21 protein-coding genes, 1 tRNA gene and 1 pseudogene are annotated in these 18,057 nt (G+C 68.4%); 12 read left to right on the top strand and 11 right to left on the bottom strand.

Going from position 1 to position 18,057, the window contains the following annotated elements:
• The 4 genes and pseudogenes from QPR87_RS19960 to tnpA form a co-directional block, all read right to left on the bottom strand.
• Positions 1-125 (bottom strand): annotated as a pseudogene (locus QPR87_RS19960) (IS5/IS1182 family transposase); the annotation flags it as partial.
• A gap of 25 nt (positions 126-150) precedes the next feature.
• On the bottom strand, positions 151-1,689 hold the full coding sequence (gene tnpC / locus QPR87_RS19955; RefSeq protein WP_285051050.1) for an IS66 family transposase: 1,539 nt from the start codon (positions 1,687-1,689) through the stop codon (positions 151-153).
• Between the two features lie 59 nt (positions 1,690-1,748).
• Entirely contained in the window at positions 1,749-2,096 is a 348-nt protein-coding gene (gene tnpB, locus QPR87_RS19950; protein WP_285051048.1) for an IS66 family insertion sequence element accessory protein TnpB, read from the bottom strand.
• Positions 2,093-2,452 (bottom strand): IS66-like element accessory protein TnpA, encoded by a 360-nt coding sequence (gene tnpA, locus QPR87_RS19945; protein WP_285051046.1) that lies wholly within the window; start codon positions 2,450-2,452, stop codon positions 2,093-2,095. The genes tnpB and tnpA overlap by 4 nt, the downstream gene beginning before the upstream one ends.
• 89 nt (positions 2,453-2,541) lie before the next feature.
• Here tnpA and QPR87_RS19940 point away from each other — a divergent pair, with 89 nt between their 5' ends.
• From QPR87_RS19940 to der, 7 genes are all read left to right on the top strand, one after another.
• Positions 2,542-2,790 carry a hypothetical protein gene (locus tag QPR87_RS19940; RefSeq protein ID WP_285051044.1) on the top strand — a complete coding sequence of 83 codons (249 nt, stop codon included), beginning with the start codon at positions 2,542-2,544 and terminating at the stop codon, positions 2,788-2,790.
• The gene (locus QPR87_RS19935) at positions 2,760-3,263 is read left to right on the top strand and encodes a tyrosine-type recombinase/integrase (RefSeq protein WP_285051042.1); all 504 of its coding nucleotides are present in this window, start codon (positions 2,760-2,762) and stop codon (positions 3,261-3,263) included. Before QPR87_RS19940 ends, QPR87_RS19935 begins: the two co-directional genes overlap by 31 nt.
• 96 nt (positions 3,264-3,359) lie before the next feature.
• Positions 3,360-3,433, top strand: a tRNA-Cys gene (locus QPR87_RS19930).
• Positions 3,434-3,595: 162 nt separating this feature from the next.
• Complete coding sequence (gene rarD / locus QPR87_RS19925) at positions 3,596-4,507, top strand: EamA family transporter RarD (RefSeq protein ID WP_104491531.1); 912 nt, start codon at positions 3,596-3,598, stop codon at positions 4,505-4,507.
• Between the two features lie 41 nt (positions 4,508-4,548).
• Positions 4,549-5,244: a tetratricopeptide repeat protein gene (locus QPR87_RS19920; protein ID WP_285051040.1), complete on the top strand. Its 696-nt coding sequence runs from the start codon at positions 4,549-4,551 to the stop codon at positions 5,242-5,244.
• An 82-nt stretch (positions 5,245-5,326) separates the two neighbouring features.
• On the top strand, positions 5,327-6,649 hold the full coding sequence (locus QPR87_RS19915; protein WP_285051038.1) for a PQQ-binding-like beta-propeller repeat protein: 1,323 nt from the start codon (positions 5,327-5,329) through the stop codon (positions 6,647-6,649).
• Positions 6,646-8,115, top strand: coding sequence for a ribosome biogenesis GTPase Der (der, locus tag QPR87_RS19910; RefSeq protein WP_285051037.1), 1,470 nt, complete (start codon positions 6,646-6,648; stop codon positions 8,113-8,115). Before QPR87_RS19915 ends, der begins: the two co-directional genes overlap by 4 nt.
• A 9-nt stretch (positions 8,116-8,124) precedes the next feature.
• On the opposite strand, the gene QPR87_RS19905 is transcribed toward der, so the two are convergent.
• The 3 genes from QPR87_RS19905 to QPR87_RS19895 all read right to left on the bottom strand — a co-directional run bounded on the left by QPR87_RS19905 (position 8,125) and on the right by QPR87_RS19895 (position 10,788).
• Complete coding sequence (locus QPR87_RS19905) at positions 8,125-8,964, bottom strand: hypothetical protein (RefSeq protein WP_230999437.1); 840 nt, start codon at positions 8,962-8,964, stop codon at positions 8,125-8,127.
• Positions 8,965-9,041: 77 nt separating this feature from the next.
• Positions 9,042-10,334 (bottom strand): serine--tRNA ligase, encoded by a 1,293-nt coding sequence (serS, locus tag QPR87_RS19900; RefSeq protein ID WP_285051035.1) that lies wholly within the window; start codon positions 10,332-10,334, stop codon positions 9,042-9,044.
• A gap of 94 nt (positions 10,335-10,428) precedes the next feature.
• A complete protein-coding gene (locus QPR87_RS19895) occupies positions 10,429-10,788 on the bottom strand; it encodes a thioredoxin domain-containing protein (RefSeq protein ID WP_011748710.1) in 360 nt (119 codons plus the stop codon).
• Between the two features lie 142 nt (positions 10,789-10,930).
• Here QPR87_RS19895 and meaB point away from each other — a divergent pair, with 142 nt between their 5' ends.
• From meaB to QPR87_RS19870, 5 genes are all read left to right on the top strand, one after another.
• Positions 10,931-11,944 (top strand): methylmalonyl Co-A mutase-associated GTPase MeaB, encoded by a 1,014-nt coding sequence (meaB, locus tag QPR87_RS19890; protein WP_285051032.1) that lies wholly within the window; start codon positions 10,931-10,933, stop codon positions 11,942-11,944.
• Positions 11,928-12,518, top strand: coding sequence for a methylated-DNA--[protein]-cysteine S-methyltransferase (locus tag QPR87_RS19885; protein WP_285051031.1), 591 nt, complete (start codon positions 11,928-11,930; stop codon positions 12,516-12,518). The genes meaB and QPR87_RS19885 overlap by 17 nt, the downstream gene beginning before the upstream one ends.
• Before the next feature lie 155 nt (positions 12,519-12,673).
• Positions 12,674-12,949, top strand: coding sequence for a 50S ribosomal protein L28 (gene rpmB, locus QPR87_RS19880; protein WP_011748713.1), 276 nt, complete (start codon positions 12,674-12,676; stop codon positions 12,947-12,949).
• A gap of 264 nt (positions 12,950-13,213) precedes the next feature.
• Entirely contained in the window at positions 13,214-13,630 is a 417-nt protein-coding gene (locus QPR87_RS19875; RefSeq protein WP_011748714.1) for a DUF6484 domain-containing protein, read from the top strand.
• The gene (locus tag QPR87_RS19870; RefSeq protein WP_104491513.1) at positions 13,630-13,983 is read left to right on the top strand and encodes a hypothetical protein; all 354 of its coding nucleotides are present in this window, start codon (positions 13,630-13,632) and stop codon (positions 13,981-13,983) included. The genes QPR87_RS19875 and QPR87_RS19870 overlap by 1 nt, the downstream gene beginning before the upstream one ends.
• On the opposite strand, the gene QPR87_RS19865 is transcribed toward QPR87_RS19870, so the two are convergent.
• The 4 genes from QPR87_RS19865 to QPR87_RS19850 are packed head-to-tail and all read right to left on the bottom strand — an operon-like array spanning position 13,971 to position 18,049.
• Positions 13,971-14,912, bottom strand: coding sequence for a hypothetical protein (locus QPR87_RS19865; protein ID WP_011748716.1), 942 nt, complete (start codon positions 14,910-14,912; stop codon positions 13,971-13,973). The genes QPR87_RS19870 and QPR87_RS19865 overlap by 13 nt on opposite strands.
• Positions 14,905-15,891 (bottom strand): DUF4150 domain-containing protein, encoded by a 987-nt coding sequence (locus tag QPR87_RS19860; RefSeq protein ID WP_285051025.1) that lies wholly within the window; start codon positions 15,889-15,891, stop codon positions 14,905-14,907. The genes QPR87_RS19865 and QPR87_RS19860 overlap by 8 nt, the downstream gene beginning before the upstream one ends.
• Positions 15,888-16,952 (bottom strand): 3-oxoacyl-ACP synthase, encoded by a 1,065-nt coding sequence (locus QPR87_RS19855; RefSeq protein WP_285051024.1) that lies wholly within the window; start codon positions 16,950-16,952, stop codon positions 15,888-15,890. The genes QPR87_RS19860 and QPR87_RS19855 overlap by 4 nt, the downstream gene beginning before the upstream one ends.
• On the bottom strand, positions 16,949-18,049 hold the full coding sequence (locus tag QPR87_RS19850) for a DUF2169 family type VI secretion system accessory protein (protein ID WP_104491502.1): 1,101 nt from the start codon (positions 18,047-18,049) through the stop codon (positions 16,949-16,951). The genes QPR87_RS19855 and QPR87_RS19850 overlap by 4 nt, the downstream gene beginning before the upstream one ends.
• Between the last annotated feature and the right edge of the window lie 8 nt (positions 18,050-18,057).

Raw genomic sequence — 18,057 nt, 5'->3', positions numbered from 1 at the left:
TCTGAATCATACCCGCGATCGGCCAGCAGGACGCAAGGTTCTGGCAGGTTGTCCTCCATGACCAGGTCGAAGCCCAGATAGTCCGATGTCTGCCCCGGGGTGATGTGCGACCTCATGGGAAGACCGGTCAGTAAGCGTCCGGCGTGACCGCTATCTGTTCCATCGCCAGGGCAGCAGGTCATCGACCTTTGTGATCTTGTAGTCGGGGATGCGGGCGAGGGTGTCGGCGAGCCAGGCGTGCGGATCGACAGCATTGAGCTTTGCCGTTTCGATCAGGGTGTAGGCGATGGCGGCGGCCTTGCCTCCTGCCTCGGAGCCGACGAAGAGGTAGTTCTTGCGGCCGAGGGCGACGCTGCGCATGCCGCGTTCGGCGGCGTTGTTGTCCAGTTCCAGAATGCCGTGGTCGAGGTAGGGGCGCAGGCGCTCCATCCGGGCCAAGGCGTATCGGATTGCTCCGGCCAGCGGAGATTTGCCCGAGATGGTGGTGAGTTGCATGGCGAGCCAGACCTCCAGATCGCCGAAGCCCGGGGCGGCATGGGCGCGGCGGAGTTCCGCGCGACGATCAGGCGGCGACCCACGGGCCTCCTTCTCGACGGCATAGAGTTGCGCGATCCGGCCGATGGCTTCTTCGGCGATGGGGGAGCCCTGCGACCGGTGGATGTCAACGAACTTGCGCCTGACATGGGCCATGCAGGCGACCTCGCGGATGGCGCCGGAGCGGTAGATATCCTCGAACCCGGCATAACCGTCGGCATGCATCCAGCCGCGGAAGCGGGCGAGATGGTCTTTGGGATGCTGGCCTTTTCGGTCGCCGGAGAACCGATACCATGTCGCTGGTGGAGCCTCACCGCCCCAAGGGCGTTCGTCGCGGGCGTAGGTCCAGAGCCTTGCGGTCTGGGTCTTGCCGGTGCCAGGCGCCAGCATCTGAACGGGCGTGTCGTCGGCGAAGATCGCCTCGGCTGACAGGACATGGCGGCCGATGGCCTCGGCCAGGGGTTCCAGAAGGGCGGTAGTCTTGCCGACCCAGTCGGCTAGGGTGGATCGGTCGAGATCGAGCCCTTCGCGGTCGAAGATCTGGCTCTGGCGATAGAGGGGGAGATGGTCGGCGTATTTGCTGACCAGCACATGGGTCAGGAGACCGGGCCCCGGGCGGCCGCGTTCGATGGGGCGCGAGGGCAGCGGTGCCTGCACGAAGCGCTCACGAGCCAAGCGCAGGTCAGCCGGGGCCGCACGATCCGGTTCACGATGAAGCGCCCCGGCACATACTCCAGCTCCTCGTTCGGCACGGCCCTCGGACCGGTGGCGGGCTCGTGCCTCACCATCCTCGCCGATCCGGCGCAGCCGTCCGCCGCAATCGGCGCAGGCATCTGTGCCAGGCGCCAGTTCCACTTCCATCCGCGGGATGTGGTCGGGGATCGGACGGCGCTTGGGTTTGTCCTTCTCCTCGATGTCGGGCAGGCGCATCCGCGCGGTCATTGCTGCTGCGGCGATCTCGCTGGTCTCCAGCGCCAGTTGAAGCTGTTCCGCCGTCTCGGACGAGGCTCCAAACCGGTGCGCGCGGTGCCCTGCCAGCTGGTGTCGGAGCTTCTCGATCAGGATCGCCTGCGCCTTCACCTCGGCCAAAAGCCGCGCGGTGAAGCTGCGCAGTTCCTCTGGGTCGTCCGGCAAGGTCAGGGTTTGGGTGAGCATGTCGAGAGTTTATCTTATTGGATTCCTTGTGGGAATCCTCTCCGCTCCGGATCGGCGGATTATCCCGCCGCCAAGGGCCGCCAGGTCCGCTCCGGGGCCCGCCAGTCGATCCCCTCCAGGAGCATCGATAGCTGCGCCGGCGTCAGCGCCACCTTCCCCTCCTTGGCCGAGGGCCAGACGAACCGGCCCTTCTCCAGCCGCTTCGTGAACATGCAGGCCCCCCGGCCATCCCACCAGATCACCTTCACCAGGTCGCCGCGACGGCCACGGAAGACGAACAGGTGCCCGGCAAACGGATCCTGCTTCAGCACAGCCTCGGCTTGGGCGGCGAGCGCCGCAAAGCCCTTGCGCATGTCCGTCACCCCGGCCGCCAGCCAGACCCGCGTGTTGGCCGGAACCGGGATCACGCCGTCAGACCCCGGATCAGCCGCGCCAGCGCCTCGGGATCGTAGCTCCCGCTGATCCGCATCCGGTGCCCGCCCGCAAGCTCGATCTCGATGTGACCGTCGGCGGCAGGTGCTGCAACTGGAGCCTTCGTCTCCGCGACGATCTCCACCGGCAGAAAGCGCGCCTCCTCCGGCAAGATGGGAGCCGACGCCGGGTCCAGCGCATAGCGGGGATCGCGCAGCCATTTGAAGATCAGGTTCGCGTTCACCGCGTAGCGCCGCGCCACCTGTGCCACCGAAATGCCGGGCGCAGCCGTCTGAAAGCAGATCGACCGCTTCTCCTCGTCCGTCCAAAGCCGCTTCGTCCGACGCGCCACGCCATCACCATAATGTCCACTATCGAGTGGTGGACACTATCCCGCACTCTCACCCCGAGGCAGAGCCGGCAGACCGGACGCTTACGATCATGGAGCGGGTTATCACGCATTGCACTCTCCTGGGTTTGCCCGTTCTGACCATTCACGACAGTGCCATCATCCCCTATACCCACAGCAAAGTATTAGAAGAAGCGATGAAGCAGGCTGCTGTTGAGGTGGTCGGTCGGAAAATTCCCTTGGAAGCAAAGGCTCCGGGGCTGGACACGATACAGGATAGTCCTGTTCATGTCCGACAGGATTTCCAGATGTGGCGCGAGACGGACCGCTGGAACTGCTGATCTTCGAGATCGGCATAGGAAGCGTCCAGCGGCCTGGAGACTGGGTCTGCTTCACCTGGGGCGACTATGATCCAGCGGGCACGGGCACACTCAGACTCCGCCAGAGCAAGGGCGACAAGCCCCTTATCCTGCCCTGCACAGAGGCGCTGAAAGCTGCGCTGGATGACGCCAAAGCCGCCCTGCCCTTTGCCCCCATGCCGTCCCGGCATATCATCACAAAGCAGGATGGCAGTCGCATGGGCTATCGGCGCATGGCCGAAATCATGCTCAAGGAACGGCGACGGCTCGGGCTAGAGGCATACGACCTGCACACACTGCGCTATCGCGGTGTGATGGAATTCGCCTGGGCCGGCTACGACGACGATGAGATCATGTCCTACAGCGGGCACAACACCAAGGCAATGGTGCGGAAATATGCCGGGGAAGCCCGGCAGATCATGCGGGCAAGACAGGCCCGCGCCAAGCGGTCCTGACCGTGGAACAGAACGGGACCAGAACATGAAAGCGATAACCAGAGTGATAACCCCCTTGACCCCGCCCTACGAAAACCCTAGCAAACGCGAGGCTCCGGCGGGTTGGCGGAGAGGTTACGCAGCGGATTGCAAATCCGTGAAGACCGGTTCGATTCCGGTACCCGCCTCCAAACTCCTCGACAGCTTGCGCGACCCTTCCGGTCCTCTGGCCCTGCCGCGGGGCAAGTGCCGACCGGGGCTGCGCAAATCGCCCGCACCGGCAAAGACGCGTGCCCACCCTTGTCCTTGCCGCGAATCGGACGCATGGCTGGCGGAATGGAAAGGAATCGCGCATGAGCGAATGGACCAAGGGCTTCTGGGCGATGATCGCGGTCTGCGTGACCTGGGGCCTCTCGCCGATCTTCTACCGCGCCCTGGCCGGCGTCCCGACCGTCGAGGTGCTGGCGCATCGCACCATCTGGTCGCTGGCGCTGTTCCTGGTCGTGCTGGGCGCGCAGGGCCGGCTGGGCCAGCTGCGCGCGGCGCTGACCGGCGCTGTCGTCGGGCGGATCGCCCTTGCCGCGCTGACGATCTCGGCGAACTGGGGGCTGTTCATCTGGGCCGTGCAGGCCGGCCATGTGGTGCAAAGCTCTCTGGGCTACTACATCTTCCCGCTGGCCGCGGTGATGACCGGGGTGCTGGTCTTCGGCGAAAGCCTGACCCGGGTGCAGGCCATGGCCATCCTGCTGGCGGTGCTGGCGGTCGTGCTGCTGACCTGGGGGCTGGGGGTCGCGCCCTGGATCAGCCTGGGGATCGCCCTGACCTTCGTGCTCTACGGCGCGCTCAAGAAATCGCTGCCGCTGGGCCCGGTGCTGTCCGTCGCGGCCGAGGTCGCGCTGCTGGCGCCGCTGGCGCTTGGCTGGCTGATCGCCCAGGCGCTTGACCTGATGCCGGCGCCGCTGGCCCAGCCGCTGGGCTTCGGCGCGAATCTGCCGGTAACGCTGCTGCTGATCGCCTCGGGCGCGATCACGGCGGTGCCGCTGATCCTGTTCAGCTATGCCGCGCGGCGGATCGAAATGGCCACGGTGGGACTGATGTTCTATCTGAACCCGACGCTGCAATTCCTCTGCGCCGTGCTGCTGTTCGGCGAGACCTTCACCACCTGGCACATGATCGCCTTTGCGATGATCTGGGCGGCGCTGGCAGTCTATTCCGCCTCGGCCCTGCGCCAGTCCCGCCGCGCCCCGCCATTGGCAAACGGGTGAAACCCCGTATAGAACAGCGCGAAAGAACATCCGGGGGCGACATGGCCAATCAGAACGACAGCTTCATCGACGAAGTCACCGAGGATCTGCGCCGCGACCGGCTGTTCGCGCTGTTCCGCCGCTATGGCTGGATCGCGCTCCTGGTGATCCTGGGCATCGTCGGCGGGGCCGCCTGGCGGGAATATTCCAGCAGCCAGGCCGAAACACGGGCCCGGGCCTGGGGCGACGCCATCCTGGCCGCCCGGCAGGGAGACGATCCGATCACCGCGCTTTCCGCCGTCGATCCCGCCGGCTCGGCCGGTCGCAAGGTACTGTCCGAAATGCTGGCAGCCGGCGCCGAGGCCCAGGCCGGCCTGCCGCAAAAGGCGACCGAGCGGCTCAAGGCCGCCGCGGCCGGCCTGCAAAACGATCCGGTGCTGCACGACCTGGCGCTGCTGAAGGCCGTGATGGTCGCCGGCCCGGCGATGGATGCGGCCGAACGCGACCGGCTGCTGGCCGATCTCTCCAAGCCCGGCGCCCCCTTCGAGCTGCTGGCGCTGGAGCAGAAGGCCGTGGCGCTGATCGGCGCCGGCCGCACCGAGGATGCCGTGATGCTGATCGGCCAGATCCAGCAAAAGGACGGGTTGTCCGAGCCCTTGCGCCGCCGCCTGTCCGAGATGATGATCACGCTGGGCGTGGAACCCGAGCCCAGCGAAGGATCCCTGCCGCAGACCATGCCGGCCCCCGCCGCAAACTGAAGGCCGGCCCCCGCCGGCAAACCGAACCAAAGCGCCCGTGGCCGAACCCGACCCAATACCGGCCCGGATAGAGGAGAAAGCGATGACGAGGCTGTCCCTGATCGCCGCTCTGGCTGGCCTGACCGCCCTTTCGGCCTGCACCCAACGCGAGGCGCCGCTGCCCGGAGAGCGGCTGGACCCGCGTGCCGTGCTGTCGCCCGATGGTCCTGCCACCGAAGGCGCCCAGGCGCCCACCACCGCCGCCCTGTCCCTGCCGCCTGTGCGCGCCAATGCCGACTGGCCGCAGCGCGCCGGCAACGCCGCCCATGCGCCGGGCAACGTCGCGCTTGGCGCCGGCACGCGCCGGCTCTGGGCGGTGCCCATCGGCACGGCCTCGGACAAGCGCCACCGCATCACCGCCGAACCCATCGTCGCGGCGGGGCTGGTCTTTGCCATGGACAGCCAGTCCACCGTCACCGCCACCACGGCCGGCGGCGGCCGGGCCTGGAGCGTCGATCTGCGCCCGGCCGGCGAAAGCGGCCGCAGCGTCTCGGGCGGCGGGCTGGCCTTCGAGGGCAACCGTGTCTTCGTCACCACCGGCTATGGCGAGCTGGTGGCGCTGGATGCCCGCACGGGCGCCGTCGCCTGGCGGCAAAAGGTCGGCTCGACGATCGGCGGCGCGCCCACGGTCGTCAATGGCGTGGTCTATGTGCTGGACCGCGAACAGACCGGCTGGGCGGTGCGCGCCAATGACGGCAAGGTGATGTGGCGCAGCTTCGGCAACAAGGACATGGCCGGGGTGATGGGCGCCTCGGCCCCGGCAGTCTCGGGCAGCACGGTGGTCTTTCCATCGAACACCGGCGCGCTGGCGGGCGTGGATGCCCGCGACGGCAGCCAGCTCTGGGTCGCCAATGTCGGCGGAACCCGGGTCGGCCGCGCGGTCAGCTATTTCCGCGACATGACCGGCGATCCGGTCATCCTGGGCAACACGCTTTATGCCGGCACCAGCGCCGGCGGCGTCGGCGCCTACGACATGAGCAACGGCATGATGAAATGGCATGCCCGCGAAGGCGCGGCGAGCCCGGTCCTGGCCGCCGGCAATTCGGTCTTCCTGGTGAACGACCAGGCGCAGCTGATCCGGCTGGACGCGGCGAACGGCGCCCGGGTCTGGGCGCAGAAGCTGCCCTATTTCACCGAGTCCGTCATCCGCAAGCAGGACCGGGTCTGGAACCATTACGGGCCGGTGCTGGCGGGATCCAAGCTTTACCTTGCCTCGTCGGACGGCTATCTGCGCGTCTTCGATCCCGCCTCGGGCGCGCTGATCGGCACCGCCCAGATCCCGGGCGGCGCCGCGGCAGCCCCGGCCGTCGCGGGCCAGACCCTTTACGTCGTCACCCATGACGGCCAGTTGATCGCATACAGATGAGCTTTACCCTCGCCATTGTCGGGCGCCCCAATGTCGGCAAGTCCACGCTGTTCAACCGCCTTGTCGGCAAGCGGCTTGCCCTGGTCGACGACCAGCCCGGCGTGACCCGCGACCTGCGCGAGGGCGTGGGGCGTCTGGGCGACCTGCGCTTTATCGTCGTCGATTCGGCGGGCCTGGAAATCGCCGAGGACGACAGCCTGCAAGGCCGCATGCGCCGCCTGACCGAGCGTGCGGTGGACGAGGCCGACGTTTGCCTGTTCGTGATCGACGCCCGCGTGGGCGTGACGGCGGCCGACGAATATTTCGCCGACATCCTGCGCCGGCGGGCCAGGCATGTGATCCTGGCCGCCAACAAGGCCGAGGGCCGCGCCGGCGAGGCGGGCGCGATGGAGGCCTATGCGCTCGGCCTGGGCGAGCCCCTGCGCATCTCGGCCGAGCATGGCGAGGGCATGGACGACCTCTACCGCGCCCTCGTGCCGCTGGCCGAGGCGTTCGAGGCGCAGAACGTCCAGCAGGCGCCCGAGACCGACGTCGCCGTCAAGGATGGCGACGATGAGACCGAGGACTGGCGCCCGTCGGCAAGCAAGCCCTTGCAGATCGCGGTGATCGGCCGGCCCAATGCCGGGAAGTCGACGCTCATCAACAAGATCCTGGGCGAGGACCGGCTGCTGACCGGACCCGAGGCCGGCATCACCCGCGATTCGATCAGCGTCAGCACGAATTTCATGGGCACGCCGGTCCGCATCTTCGACACCGCCGGGATGCGCAAGAAGGCGCGCGTGACCGACAAGGTCGAAAAGCTTTCCGTCGCCGACGGCTTGCGCGCCGTGCGCTTTGCCGAGGTGGTGGTGGTGCTTCTGGACGTGGGCATCCCCTTCGAGCAGCAGGACCTGCGCATCGCCGATTTCGCCGAGACCGAGGGCCGCGCCGTGGTCGTCGCCGCGAACAAATGGGATCTGGAAGAGGACAAGCCCGAAAAGCTCAAGGAACTGCGCGAGGCGTTCGAGCGGCTCTTGCCGCAGTTGAAGGGCGCGCCCCTGGTCACCGTCTCGGCCCGCACGGGCAAGGGGCTGGACCGGCTGCACAACGCGATCCTCAAGGCGCATGAGGTCTGGAACCGCCGCATCCCCACCGCCCGGCTGAACCAGTGGCTTTCCGCCATGACCGAGGCGCATCCGCCGCCCGCGCCCGGCGGCCGCCGCATCCGGCTGCGCTATATCACCCAGGTCAAGACCCGGCCGCCGGCCTTCGTGGTCATGGCGACCCATACCGACAAGCTGCCCGACAGCTATCAGCGCTATCTCGTCAACGGACTGCGGCAGGATTTCGACATGCCCGGCACGCCGATCCGGCTGACCTTCCGCGACCAGGGGACCAAGAACCCCTACAAGGACAAGGCCAGCAAGATCAACCAGTCCGGCGCGCTGTCCAAGCACAAGCACCGGCAAAAGCCCAAGGGCAGCTAGGCCGGGCGCCTAGGTCGTCACCCGCACCAGCGCCACGGCAATGATGGCGATCGCGATGACCGTCATGGTGGCGATGGCCGCGTCGGTGGTGACGGTGCTGGCGGCAATGCCGATCAGCCCCCAGATCACCGCCACGCTGAAGCCGATCCGGCGCCCCAGCCGCAACTGCACGCTGACCGCGGCGACCGAGCCGATCAGCAAGGCGATCACCGCCGCGGCCTCTTGCGGCACGTCCAGCCGGTCGCGCAGCAGCCCGGTAAAGACGGCAAAGCTGACCAGGAGTCCCCAGCCCGCGACAAAGCCCAGCGAGGAACTGTGCTGCACCAGGCTGCCGGCGCGGATGCCGCGCAACGCCGCCGCCAGGAACCCCGCCAGCATCGCCGCCGACAGCAGGAAGGCGATGACCGGATGGCCGCGCAGGAACCAGGGCCAGATCGCTCCCGCCAGCAATCCCAGGATCAGCGGCGCATGTTCGCCCAGGCTGTCGTCCCGTTCGTGCAGCCGCAGCAGATGGCCCGGCGTCGGCGGGCCGGCGTTCTGCGGCGGCAATTCGCGCTCTTCCTCCAGGGCGGCGGCGCGGGCCAGGCGCATCCGGCGCCTCTCGAACCAGCGGCGGCCGGCGTGATAGGCCAGCGCCGCCCAGGTCATGCCCAGAAGCCCGGCCATGCCCAGGCCCTCGGGCCGCAGGAACAGGCCGGGCAGATCGACCGGCGGCGGCCGGGCGCCGGGGTATCCCTGCCAGGGCGACAGCGCAAGGCCCGGCTCTGCCAGCGGCAGCGCAGCGGGCTCGGATCGCAGCGCGTAAAGCAGCGTGCTGGCCGTGAAGACCAGCACCGCAAGGATCAGCAAGGATGCGCCCGCGCGAGACATGGGCAGGAAACGCCGCCCGTTCCCGGCCGGTTTCGCGTGCTCTATCTTTTGTTAAGTCAGGCCAGGACGCCGTCGGCGCCCAGCCGCGTCCTGCCGCCCAGATAGGGATGCAGCACCTCGGGCAGCTTGACCGACCCGTCCGCCTGCTGGCCGTTTTCCAGCACCGCGATCAGCGTGCGCCCCACCGCCAGGCCCGAGCCGTTCAGCGTATGGACGAATTCCGGCTTGCCGCCGCCCGCCGGGCGATAGCGCGCGTTCATGCGCCGGGCCTGGAAATCGCCGCAATAGCTGACCGAGGAGATCTCGCGATACTTGCCCTGCCCGGGCAGCCAGACCTCGAGGTCATGGGTGATGCGGGCGCCGAAGCCCATGTCGCCGCCGCACAGCACGATGGTGCGGTAAGGCAGGCCCAGCCGCTCCAGCACCGCCTCGGCGCAGCGGGTCATGCGGGCATGTTCCTCGACCCCCGATTCCGCATCGGTGATCGAGACCATCTCGACCTTTTCGAACTGGTGCTGGCGCAGCATCCCCGAAGTGTCGCGGCCGGCGCTGCCGGCTTCCGAACGGAAGCACTGGCTATGCGCCACCATGCGGCGCGGCAGGCTGGCATGGTCGACCAGATCGCCGTTCACGGTGTTGGTCAGCGTGACCTCGGATGTCGGGATCAGCCACCAGCCCTCGCGGGTCTGATAGCTGTCCTCGCCGAATTTCGGCAGCTGCCCGGTGCCCTCCATCATCTCGGACAGCACCAGGACAGGCGCCCAGGTCTCGGCCAGCCCATGCTCTTCTGTATGCAGGTCCAGCATGAACTGCGCCAGCGCGCGATGGACGCGGGCGACGCCGCCCTTCAGCACCACGAAGCGCGAACCAGAGAGTTTCGCGGCAGTCTCGAAATCCATGCCGGGACGGACGCCCTCGACCTCGAAATGCTCGCGCGGGACGAAATCGAAGGCGCGAGGTTCGCCCCAGCGCCGGATCTCGACATTGTCGTCCTCGTCCTTGCCCGGCGGCACGCCGTCCAGGGGCAGGTTGGGGACGGCCAGCAGCAGCTCGCGCAGCTTGGCGTCCAGCGCCGTGGCCTCGGCCTGCAGTCGCGCGGTTTCGTCCTTCTTGGCGGTGACCAGGGCGCGCAGCCGCTGGAATTCGGCCTCGTCGCCGCGACCCTTGGCGGCGCCGGCCTCCTTGCTGGCCTTGTTCTGCTCGGCCTGCGCGGCCTCGGCGGCCGCGATGCGGGAACGGCGGTCGGCATCCAGCGACAGGATCTCGGGCGAAACCGGCGGCAGGTTGCGCAACGCAAGCGCAGCGTCGAAAGCGGCGGGGTTTTCGCGGATGGCGCGGATGTCGTGCATGGCTGACCCGTGTATAGGAAGTCCTTACTGTCAGCCCGGATAACCCAAAGCGGCGCAAGGCGAAAGCCTCAGCCCGCCATCTCAGCCCGCCATCTCAGCCCGCCGCCTCGGCCAGCATGTCGCGCAGCACGCCGAAGAACCGCTCGCGCCCCGGATAGCCCTCGACGCGCACCATCTCGATCCCGCCCCGCAGCAGGATGAAGGTCGGCGTCAGCCAGGGCTGCCGCGCCAGCGCCAGCCCGTCGGGCCAGGGTCCATCCAGATCGACCATCAGCAGCGGCGCCGCGCGCCCTTCGGGGTGCCGACCATAGACCGGCGCGATCTCGCGATCCCACTGCGCGCAATAGACGCAGCCCCTGCGCCGCACCATCAGCAATTGCAGCCCGGACGCGGCCGTCCCCGGCCCCGCCGCCATGGCCGCCATCCCGGCCAGTATCGCCCGCCTTGTCAGCATTGCCCGCTCCGTTGCTGCCCCAGACCTATCCCCCGCGCCCATCCGCCACAACCGCCCGGCGTTTACATGTCTTCCTTGTGGAAATATCCACGGGGTGCGGGGGCAGTCGGCGCTCGCGTCGCAACAAGGCAGCGGGATGGGCATGGACGAACTGACCGAACCCTTGACGCAGGGCAACCGCCGCGCGCTGTCCCGCGCGATCACGCTGATCGAAAGCACGCGCCCCGACCATCGCGCCCGCGCCTTGGCGCTGCTGGCCGAACTGCCCCAGCGGCAGGCGCTGCGCATCGGCCTGTCGGGGACGCCGGGGGTCGGCAAGTCCACCTTCATCGAGGCTTTCGGCAAGATGCTGACCGCGCAGGGCCTGAAGGTCGCGGTCCTGGCCGTCGATCCCAGCTCGGCACGCTCGGGCGGCTCGATCCTGGGCGACAAGACCCGGATGGAAACGCTGAGCCGCGATCCCAACGCCTTCATCCGCCCCTCGCCCTCGCGCGCCGAACTCGGCGGCGTGGCGCGCCGCACGCGCGAGACGGTGCGGCTGTGCGAGGCGGCGGGCTTCGACGCGGTGCTGATCGAGACGGTGGGCGTCGGGCAAAGCGAAACCCTGGTGGCCGAGATGTCGGACCTGTTCATCCTGCTGCTGGCCCCGGCCGGCGGCGACGAGCTGCAAGGCGTCAAGCGCGGCATCATGGAGATCGCCGACATTATCCTTGTCAACAAGGCCGACGGCGATCTGCGCGAGACCGCGATGCGCACGGTCGCCGATTACGCCGGCGCGCTGCGGCTGCTGCGCAAGCGCCCCTACGACCCCGAGGGCTTTCCCAAGGCGCTGCCGGTCTCGGCCTATACCGGCGAGGGGCTGGACAAGGCCTGGTCCAACATGACCTGGCTTGCCGACTGGCGGCGCGAGCACGGGCATTTCGACGGCCGCCGGGCCGAACAGGCGCGGCACTGGTTCCTTGCGGAACTGCGCGCCGGGCTGCTGGCGCGGCTGGACCGACCCGAAGTGCGCGCCCGGCTGCGCGAGATGGGCGATGCCGTGGCGCGGGGCGAGAGCGATCCCGATTCGGCTGCGGCGCATATGCTCGACTGGCTGGGGGCGGCGGAATGCGATTCGCTGACCGCCGGACGGCAGGCCCATGAACGCCGGGCCTGACCCGCAGGCCGATCCCGGTGCCGCGCTGGCCGCACTGCTGGGCGAGCCGCCGCAGGGGCCGGCCGCACTTGCCGCCGCATGGTTCGACACGCCGCTGGGCGCCATGATTGCGGTGGCGGATTCCGACCGGCTGCACCTGCTGGAATTCGTCGAACGCGAGGCGCTGCCGGCCGAGTTGCGCCGCCTCGCCAAAGGCGCCGGGGGCCGCATCGGCCCCGGCCGCACCGCCGTCACCGACCGGACCGAAGCGCAGATCACCGCCTATTTCGGGGGCGGCCTGACGGCTTTCGACCTGCCGCTGGCCCTGCACGGCACGGATTTCCAGCAGCAGGTCTGGCGGGAATTGCAGCGCCTGCCCGCGGGCACAACCATCAGCTATGCCGAGCTGGCGCGGCGCATCGGCCGGCCCTCGGCGATCCGCGCCGTGGCGCGGGCCAATGGCGCAAACCAGTTCGCGGTGGTGATTCCCTGCCACCGGGTGATCGGCTCGGATGGCGGGCTGACCGGCTATGGCGGCGGTCTGTGGCGCAAGCGGGCGCTGCTCGACCATGAAACCCGGCATTTCCCGGCATGAGGCAGCGCGGCGCGGCAAGAGAACCCGGCAAAAAGGCTTGACGTGACGCCCATCTCGCTTTATCCCGCGCAAACGGATTTCCGGGCGCTGCCACGCGGCGCCCTTTCATATTGCGGGCAGACGCCCGCGCAGGATCGAATCGAAGGAACAAGATCATGTCGCGCGTTTGCGAACTGACCGGCAAGGGCCCGATGAGCGGCAACAATGTCTCCCACGCCAACAACAAGACCCGCCGCCGGTTTCTGCCGAACCTGAACGAAGTGTCGCTGCTGTCGGAAAAGCTGGGCCGCAGCTACCAGCTGCGCATCTCGGCCGCGGCGCTGCGCTCGGTCGACCACCGTGGCGGTCTGGACGCCTTCCTGGCGAAGGCCAAGGACGCGGAACTGTCGGATCGCGCGCTGAAGATCAAGCGCGAGCTGGCGAAAGCCTGATCCTTCTTTCCGGCCGCGCCTGCCGATTCCAGGTCCGGCCACATGCGATGCGCCCTGCCGTCCGCGGCGGGGCCTTTTCATATCTGGACAGGCGGTAATCGAAACCCGCGCCGCACCGGCTCGCATTTCATGACGCCCCGGTGGCAGTTCATGCCAAATCGTCCCTGACGGCCCAGCGCCCGGCCACCGGCACAGCCCGGAAATCCCGGTGAAGTCGCGCCGCCGTCGTGCTATCATTGCAAGAGCCGGGGCGGAGGGCTGGGCATGATCGGCGAGGATATTCGCGGCGGCGTGGTGATCGGCATGCTGCTTGGCCTTGACGAAGGCCGGCCGCTGGTGGTCTTTCCCGGCAATCCCTCGGCCCAGGCGGTTCCGGCGCGCAGCCTGGTGCGGTTCGAGCCCGGCGATATCGGCGCCGAGCTTGCCATCCTGTTCGAGGATGGCGATGCGTGCCGGCCGCTGGTGGTCGGCCGCATCGTCTCGGCCATGCCCGCCGGGCCAGTGGCCGTCGCCGACGGCGAGCCGCTGCGCATCACCGCCCGGCAACGGATCGAACTGCGCTGCGGCAAGGCCTCGATCGTGCTGGAGGCGGACGGCCATATCACCATTCGCGGCACCTATCTGGTCAGCCACGCCTCGGCGGCGAACCGCATCCGCGGCGGCTCGATCAACCTGAACTGATGTATCCCCCCGCCCCCGTCCTGCCCGAGATCCTGCGCCAGCACGCCGAGCAGGCGGCGTTCCTGTGGACGCTCTACGACCGGGCGATGCTGTTCCCCGAGGAAAACCCCGAGATGGACGCCCTGCGCATCGCCCGCCTGCTGGAGCGGCTGGAGGCGCATCTGGACGGGTTGCGCGTGGCCGGCACCGAGGGGCTGCGCATCGCCGAGGCGCGCTTTGCCGAATACCCCGAACCGGGCGAACTGTTCGTTCTGCGCATGCTGCAACCCGGCGCCGAGGGGCTGCGCGTGGCGGCGCTGGATCTGGACCGCGTCAGGGCCTATCTGGCCGAACGGCTGGATCAGCCGCCGTAATCCGCCATGTCGAGCCGGCGCAGGAAGATATTGCCGTCATAGCCCATCTCGAACCCCTCCCAGTTCTCGCCGTCGAAGATGAAGACCTCCTTCCAGCCCGAGATCACCAGCTTCTCGTCCGAGGCGTGCATGTAGAAGGCTTGGCCCAGCTCGCGCAGCGGCTCGACGACATTGCCTTTCTGCACGCTGATTCCATAATTCGCATCGGTCCAGTAGCGCCGGCCCTTGAAGCTGAGCACGCCCATATAGTCCCAGGGCTGCGATTGCAGTTCCGTCAACTCGTCATCGACTATCGCATAGGCCGCGCCCCTTGCGCCGCAGACATGGATCGCGCCATCGGGCATGACCTCGATCGCGTGGAAATTGCGCTGCACGGGCAGATCGACCGGAACCCAGCGCCGGCCTTCCAGCCGCGCGAGAACGCCGCGGTTCCCGCAGGCATGGATCATATCCGCACGCGGCCCGTGGATGCATCGGAACACTGCGTTGCCGTAGCCCTCTATCCGCTCCCACGCGCCACCTTCGCGGGCATAGGCCGTGCTGCGATCGCCGTAGACATATTGATGGCCGGCATCGAGATGCCACAATCGCCGCAGGACGCCGTCCTGAAGGGTCGTTACCGAATCGCCCCCCGGCGTAAGGTCGTGCACATGCCGGCCCAGTTGCAGCACGACATGATGGTCTGGTGAAAGGCTGGCATGGGACAGGATGGATTTGTCGATCCGCATCCGCACCGAGTATGTCAGGGTCGCGCCGAAATCGACCATCAGCAGGAACGAGCGAACCACCTCGCTGTCCTCGTCGCTGAGCTCGAAACTCGCCGCATAGCGCGTGCCGCCCAGATGAAAGGCGTCGATGGCTTCGATGTCCACCTCCTCCGGCGCCAGATCGTCTATGGTCCTGCCGGGATCGTCATATGCATTAGCCACTTTGTGACCTCACTCTTGTGCTGAGAAGTTCTTCGTGCGTCTGCGGCCTGAGCTTTCCGTCGGCCCCCTTCTTCTTGGGCGCCACGCTCTGCAGATAGGCCAGCAGGATCAGTTTCAGGCATTCGAGCGCGTGCTCCCTGGTTTTCTCGTCCTCATCTTGCAGGCATTCGTGGTGAGCGTCATAGGCCTGTTGCGTCTCGGCGATCGCATCGCCGAGAGTCGGACGGGGATTGTCGGCCAGATACTCCCTGATCGCCGTCGTCTTGAGATTGTGCGGCGTCTCCTTCTTGCTGCCCTTGCCCCTTTTGGGGGCATTGTTGTCGCCCAGATGGCGGGACTGCATGCAGACGCAGGGGGCCTTGTCGACGTCATAGCTCCCCCATGGCTTGTAGTTCGGACCGCCGCGGGCCTGCTGAAACATCTGGTTCTCGAATGGATGCTCGGATTCCTTGCCGGTCTGCTCGGAGTTGCAGAGGCTGTCACCATGCTCGTGAACCTGCATTCCCAGGTCGTTCAGCAGCGTCACGCAATTGGTATCGCTGAAATTGGCCGCACAGATCTCGGCCCAGGGCGGCGTCTGCCCGCCGGGCGAGGCGTGATTATGCGTGGCAAGGTCGGAAAAGCGGATCACCGGCTCGCCGTCGAACTTCACGTCGTTCGACCAAGAGTTGAAATATTTCTTGCCGGTGTTCTTCGAGGTGATGATGCCCTTTTTCGCCGCGCATCCCGCCTCGGTCCCCGAGGTGCGGCTGACGTCGGACTTGTTCTTGATGTTCACCGTCTTGCCGCCGATGAACACCGTCCCGGTGCCGTTTTCCGTGTCCGAGGCGACGCCGAAGCTGGGATAGGGCACCGGCACGCCCGGCGGGGTCGCCGGGTTCTCGGGCGGGGTGAAGCAGGTGTCGGGAAAGGCGGCGATGGTCTGGGCGTTGACCGCCTTGCCGCTGATCTCCAGCCCGTTGGCGAAAACCCCGCTCATCGCACCGTCCCCGTGGCAAGGCGGTCCTCGGCCGTGACGCGCCGGGCCGGGCCGCGCGCCTCGTGCAGCACCGCCGCCCCGCAGGCACCATCGTCGCCCGAGGCCTCGACCAGCACCGGCGAGCCGGGGGCATAGCCCTTGCGCACCGCCGCCAGCGCCATGCCCAGCATCGCCGGCACCGCCGCCGCGCCGATATTGCCCAGGCTCTCGGCCGGGCTCCACAGATCCTGAAAGGCGGTGCGGCCGCGTTCCAGCCGCAAGGTCATCAGCGCGGCCTGGCGGAAGAAATGCTGCTCGCCCGGCAGGTCCGAGATGCGGTATTCGACATGGGCGAGATCGGTCTCGGCCTCTGCCAGCGCGGCGCGATAGGCCGCGGTCATGCCGTCGCCGCGCAGGGGCAGGTCCGCGCCGTCCTCGCCACGCGCATTGCCCAGAAAGGCCGCCTCGCGCGCCAGCCCCAGCCCGGTCAGCCGCAAGGCGCCCCCCGGCCCCAGCAGCACCGCCGCCGCCGCCTCGCCGGGAATGAAGCCGTCGGCATTGCCGTTCTGAAGCAGTCGCTCAAGGCCGGCGTAATGCGCCAGCGCCGGCCCGGTCAGATAGCTGTCGAGCCCCAGCAGGATCACCCGCCCCGCCTGTCCCGCCGCGATCATGCGCCGCGCCCGTTCCAGCCCGACGAAGCCCGAGGGCCGGCCATGCGCCACCACATGCGCCCGCCGCTCGGGCAGGCCCAGGATCTGGGACAGCATGCGCAGCAGGGCCGAGGGGTCTTGCACCGGGCGACCGGGGCGGCCCTCTTCGGCCAGGCACAGGATCAGCGCGGCCTCGGCGGCTGCGGGCTCCTGGCGCAGGATGTCGGCCACCGCGCCGGCGGCCAGATGCGCCATGCGCCGCTGGCCGATCCAGTTGCGGGGCAAGGGCACCGGCGCACCGATGCGCCAGCCGCCCGGGGCGATGAAGCGCGTCTCGGCGAACCCGTCCAGCCGCGCCCGCATCGCCGCCGCCGAGGCGACCCAATCGAGCCCCACCGCCGTCACCATGCCCGCCGCCAGCACGCCGATCATGGGCCATCCCCCTCGCCCTCGCCCGGAACGGCCGCCAGGCGGATATAGCCGCGCCCCTCGCGCTCGGCCCGCAGCATGGCGGCGGTCGGCGATCCGATCCATGCGCGCGAGAATTCGGCGATGGTGCGGCGGATCGGCACCTGCACGCGCCAGCTCAGCATGAAAACCCGCGCCTCGGCATCGATGGCCAGCGTGTCGGGCAGCGCCGCGGTGTCGAGGCAGCATTCGCGCCCGCGCCAGACCCGGAACGGCAGCCGGGTGTCGGGCAGGCGGAACGCCTCGCGCCCGCGCGGGGTCAGATGCACCAGCACCACCGGGGTAAAGGGCGCGGGCGGCGCGATCTGCTGGTCGGGCGGCGCCATCTGGTAGTAGCGCTCATCGAAATCCCGCGGCAGGAAGGGCGCGGTCTCGGCCACCCAGCGCTCGTCATAGGTGCCGCCATAGGGCAGGCGCAGGGGCCAGCCGCGCCCGTAAGGCCCCAGCGCCATCGGCTGCCAGTCGCCATAGGGCGAGGTGATCTCCTGCCCCGGCGCCTCGGTATTGGGCAGCGCGAGCCCGGCCGGACTGCCGCCCGAGGCGGTGGCCCAGCCCAGCCCGACCGGATTGGCGGCATGGACCGGCACGTCGGGACCGGGTGGACGGCTGCGGTCGGGACCGCCGAAGGCCGTGTCATAGGAAAACGGCATCCGCGTGAAGGGATAGGGCCGGGTCGCGCCAATGGCCGGCCCCAGCACGCGCCATTCGCGCTGGCCGACCACGTCGAGTTGCTTGGACCAGTTGCCCACCGCCAGCCCCACGCGCAGCCGCTCGACCGGGCGGCCGGCCGGTGCATGGGCGGCACCGTTCAGCACCACGTCGCAGAAGGGCTTGCGAAAGGCGAAATCGCTTTCCCAAAGCGGCGCGGAAAAGCCCGGCGCGCCGGTATATTCGTCGGCCATGACCAGCGGACGCTGGTCCTTCAGCGGCAGGGGCGGGTCGGTTTCACGGTCGGGAAAGGCGAAGCTGCCCTTGACCACCAGCAGCATGTAGCCTTGCCCGGCCACGTCCATGCCGGTCCCCATCTGATGGGGAAAGCCGGTCTGGTCGAAAATCTGCACGGCGCGCC

The organism is Paracoccus sp. SSJ, from assembly GCF_030234105.1.
Lineage (GTDB): Bacteria > Pseudomonadota > Alphaproteobacteria > Rhodobacterales > Rhodobacteraceae > Paracoccus > Paracoccus denitrificans.
The sequence above is the reverse complement of the archived record's forward strand: the minus strand, read 5'-3'. Positions and strand labels throughout refer to the sequence as shown.

Excerpts from the sequence above, each read along its gene's own strand:
- serS (WP_285051035.1), bottom strand. The coding sequence starts at position 10,334 with ATGCACGACATCCGCGCCATCCGCGAAAACCCCGCCGCTTTCGACGCT.
- QPR87_RS19855 (WP_285051024.1), bottom strand. The coding sequence starts at position 16,952 with ATGATCGGCGTGCTGGCGGCGGGCATGGTGACGGCGGTGGGGCTCGAT.
- QPR87_RS19885 (WP_285051031.1), top strand. The coding sequence starts at position 11,928 with ATGAACGCCGGGCCTGACCCGCAGGCCGATCCCGGTGCCGCGCTGGCC.
- tnpC (WP_285051050.1), bottom strand. The coding sequence starts at position 1,689 with ATGCTCACCCAAACCCTGACCTTGCCGGACGACCCAGAGGAACTGCGC.
- QPR87_RS19920 (WP_285051040.1), top strand. The coding sequence starts at position 4,549 with ATGGCCAATCAGAACGACAGCTTCATCGACGAAGTCACCGAGGATCTG.
- QPR87_RS19860 (WP_285051025.1), bottom strand. The coding sequence starts at position 15,891 with ATGAGCGGGGTTTTCGCCAACGGGCTGGAGATCAGCGGCAAGGCGGTC.
- QPR87_RS19915 (WP_285051038.1), top strand. The coding sequence starts at position 5,327 with ATGACGAGGCTGTCCCTGATCGCCGCTCTGGCTGGCCTGACCGCCCTT.
- QPR87_RS19875 (WP_011748714.1), top strand. The coding sequence starts at position 13,214 with ATGATCGGCGAGGATATTCGCGGCGGCGTGGTGATCGGCATGCTGCTT.
- QPR87_RS19895 (WP_011748710.1), bottom strand. The coding sequence starts at position 10,788 with ATGCTGACAAGGCGGGCGATACTGGCCGGGATGGCGGCCATGGCGGCG.
- QPR87_RS19940 (WP_285051044.1), top strand. The coding sequence starts at position 2,542 with ATGGAGCGGGTTATCACGCATTGCACTCTCCTGGGTTTGCCCGTTCTG.
- meaB (WP_285051032.1), top strand. The coding sequence starts at position 10,931 with ATGGACGAACTGACCGAACCCTTGACGCAGGGCAACCGCCGCGCGCTG.
- rpmB (WP_011748713.1), top strand. The coding sequence starts at position 12,674 with ATGTCGCGCGTTTGCGAACTGACCGGCAAGGGCCCGATGAGCGGCAAC.
- der (WP_285051037.1), top strand. The coding sequence starts at position 6,646 with ATGAGCTTTACCCTCGCCATTGTCGGGCGCCCCAATGTCGGCAAGTCC.
- QPR87_RS19870 (WP_104491513.1), top strand. The coding sequence starts at position 13,630 with ATGTATCCCCCCGCCCCCGTCCTGCCCGAGATCCTGCGCCAGCACGCC.
- rarD (WP_104491531.1), top strand. The coding sequence starts at position 3,596 with ATGAGCGAATGGACCAAGGGCTTCTGGGCGATGATCGCGGTCTGCGTG.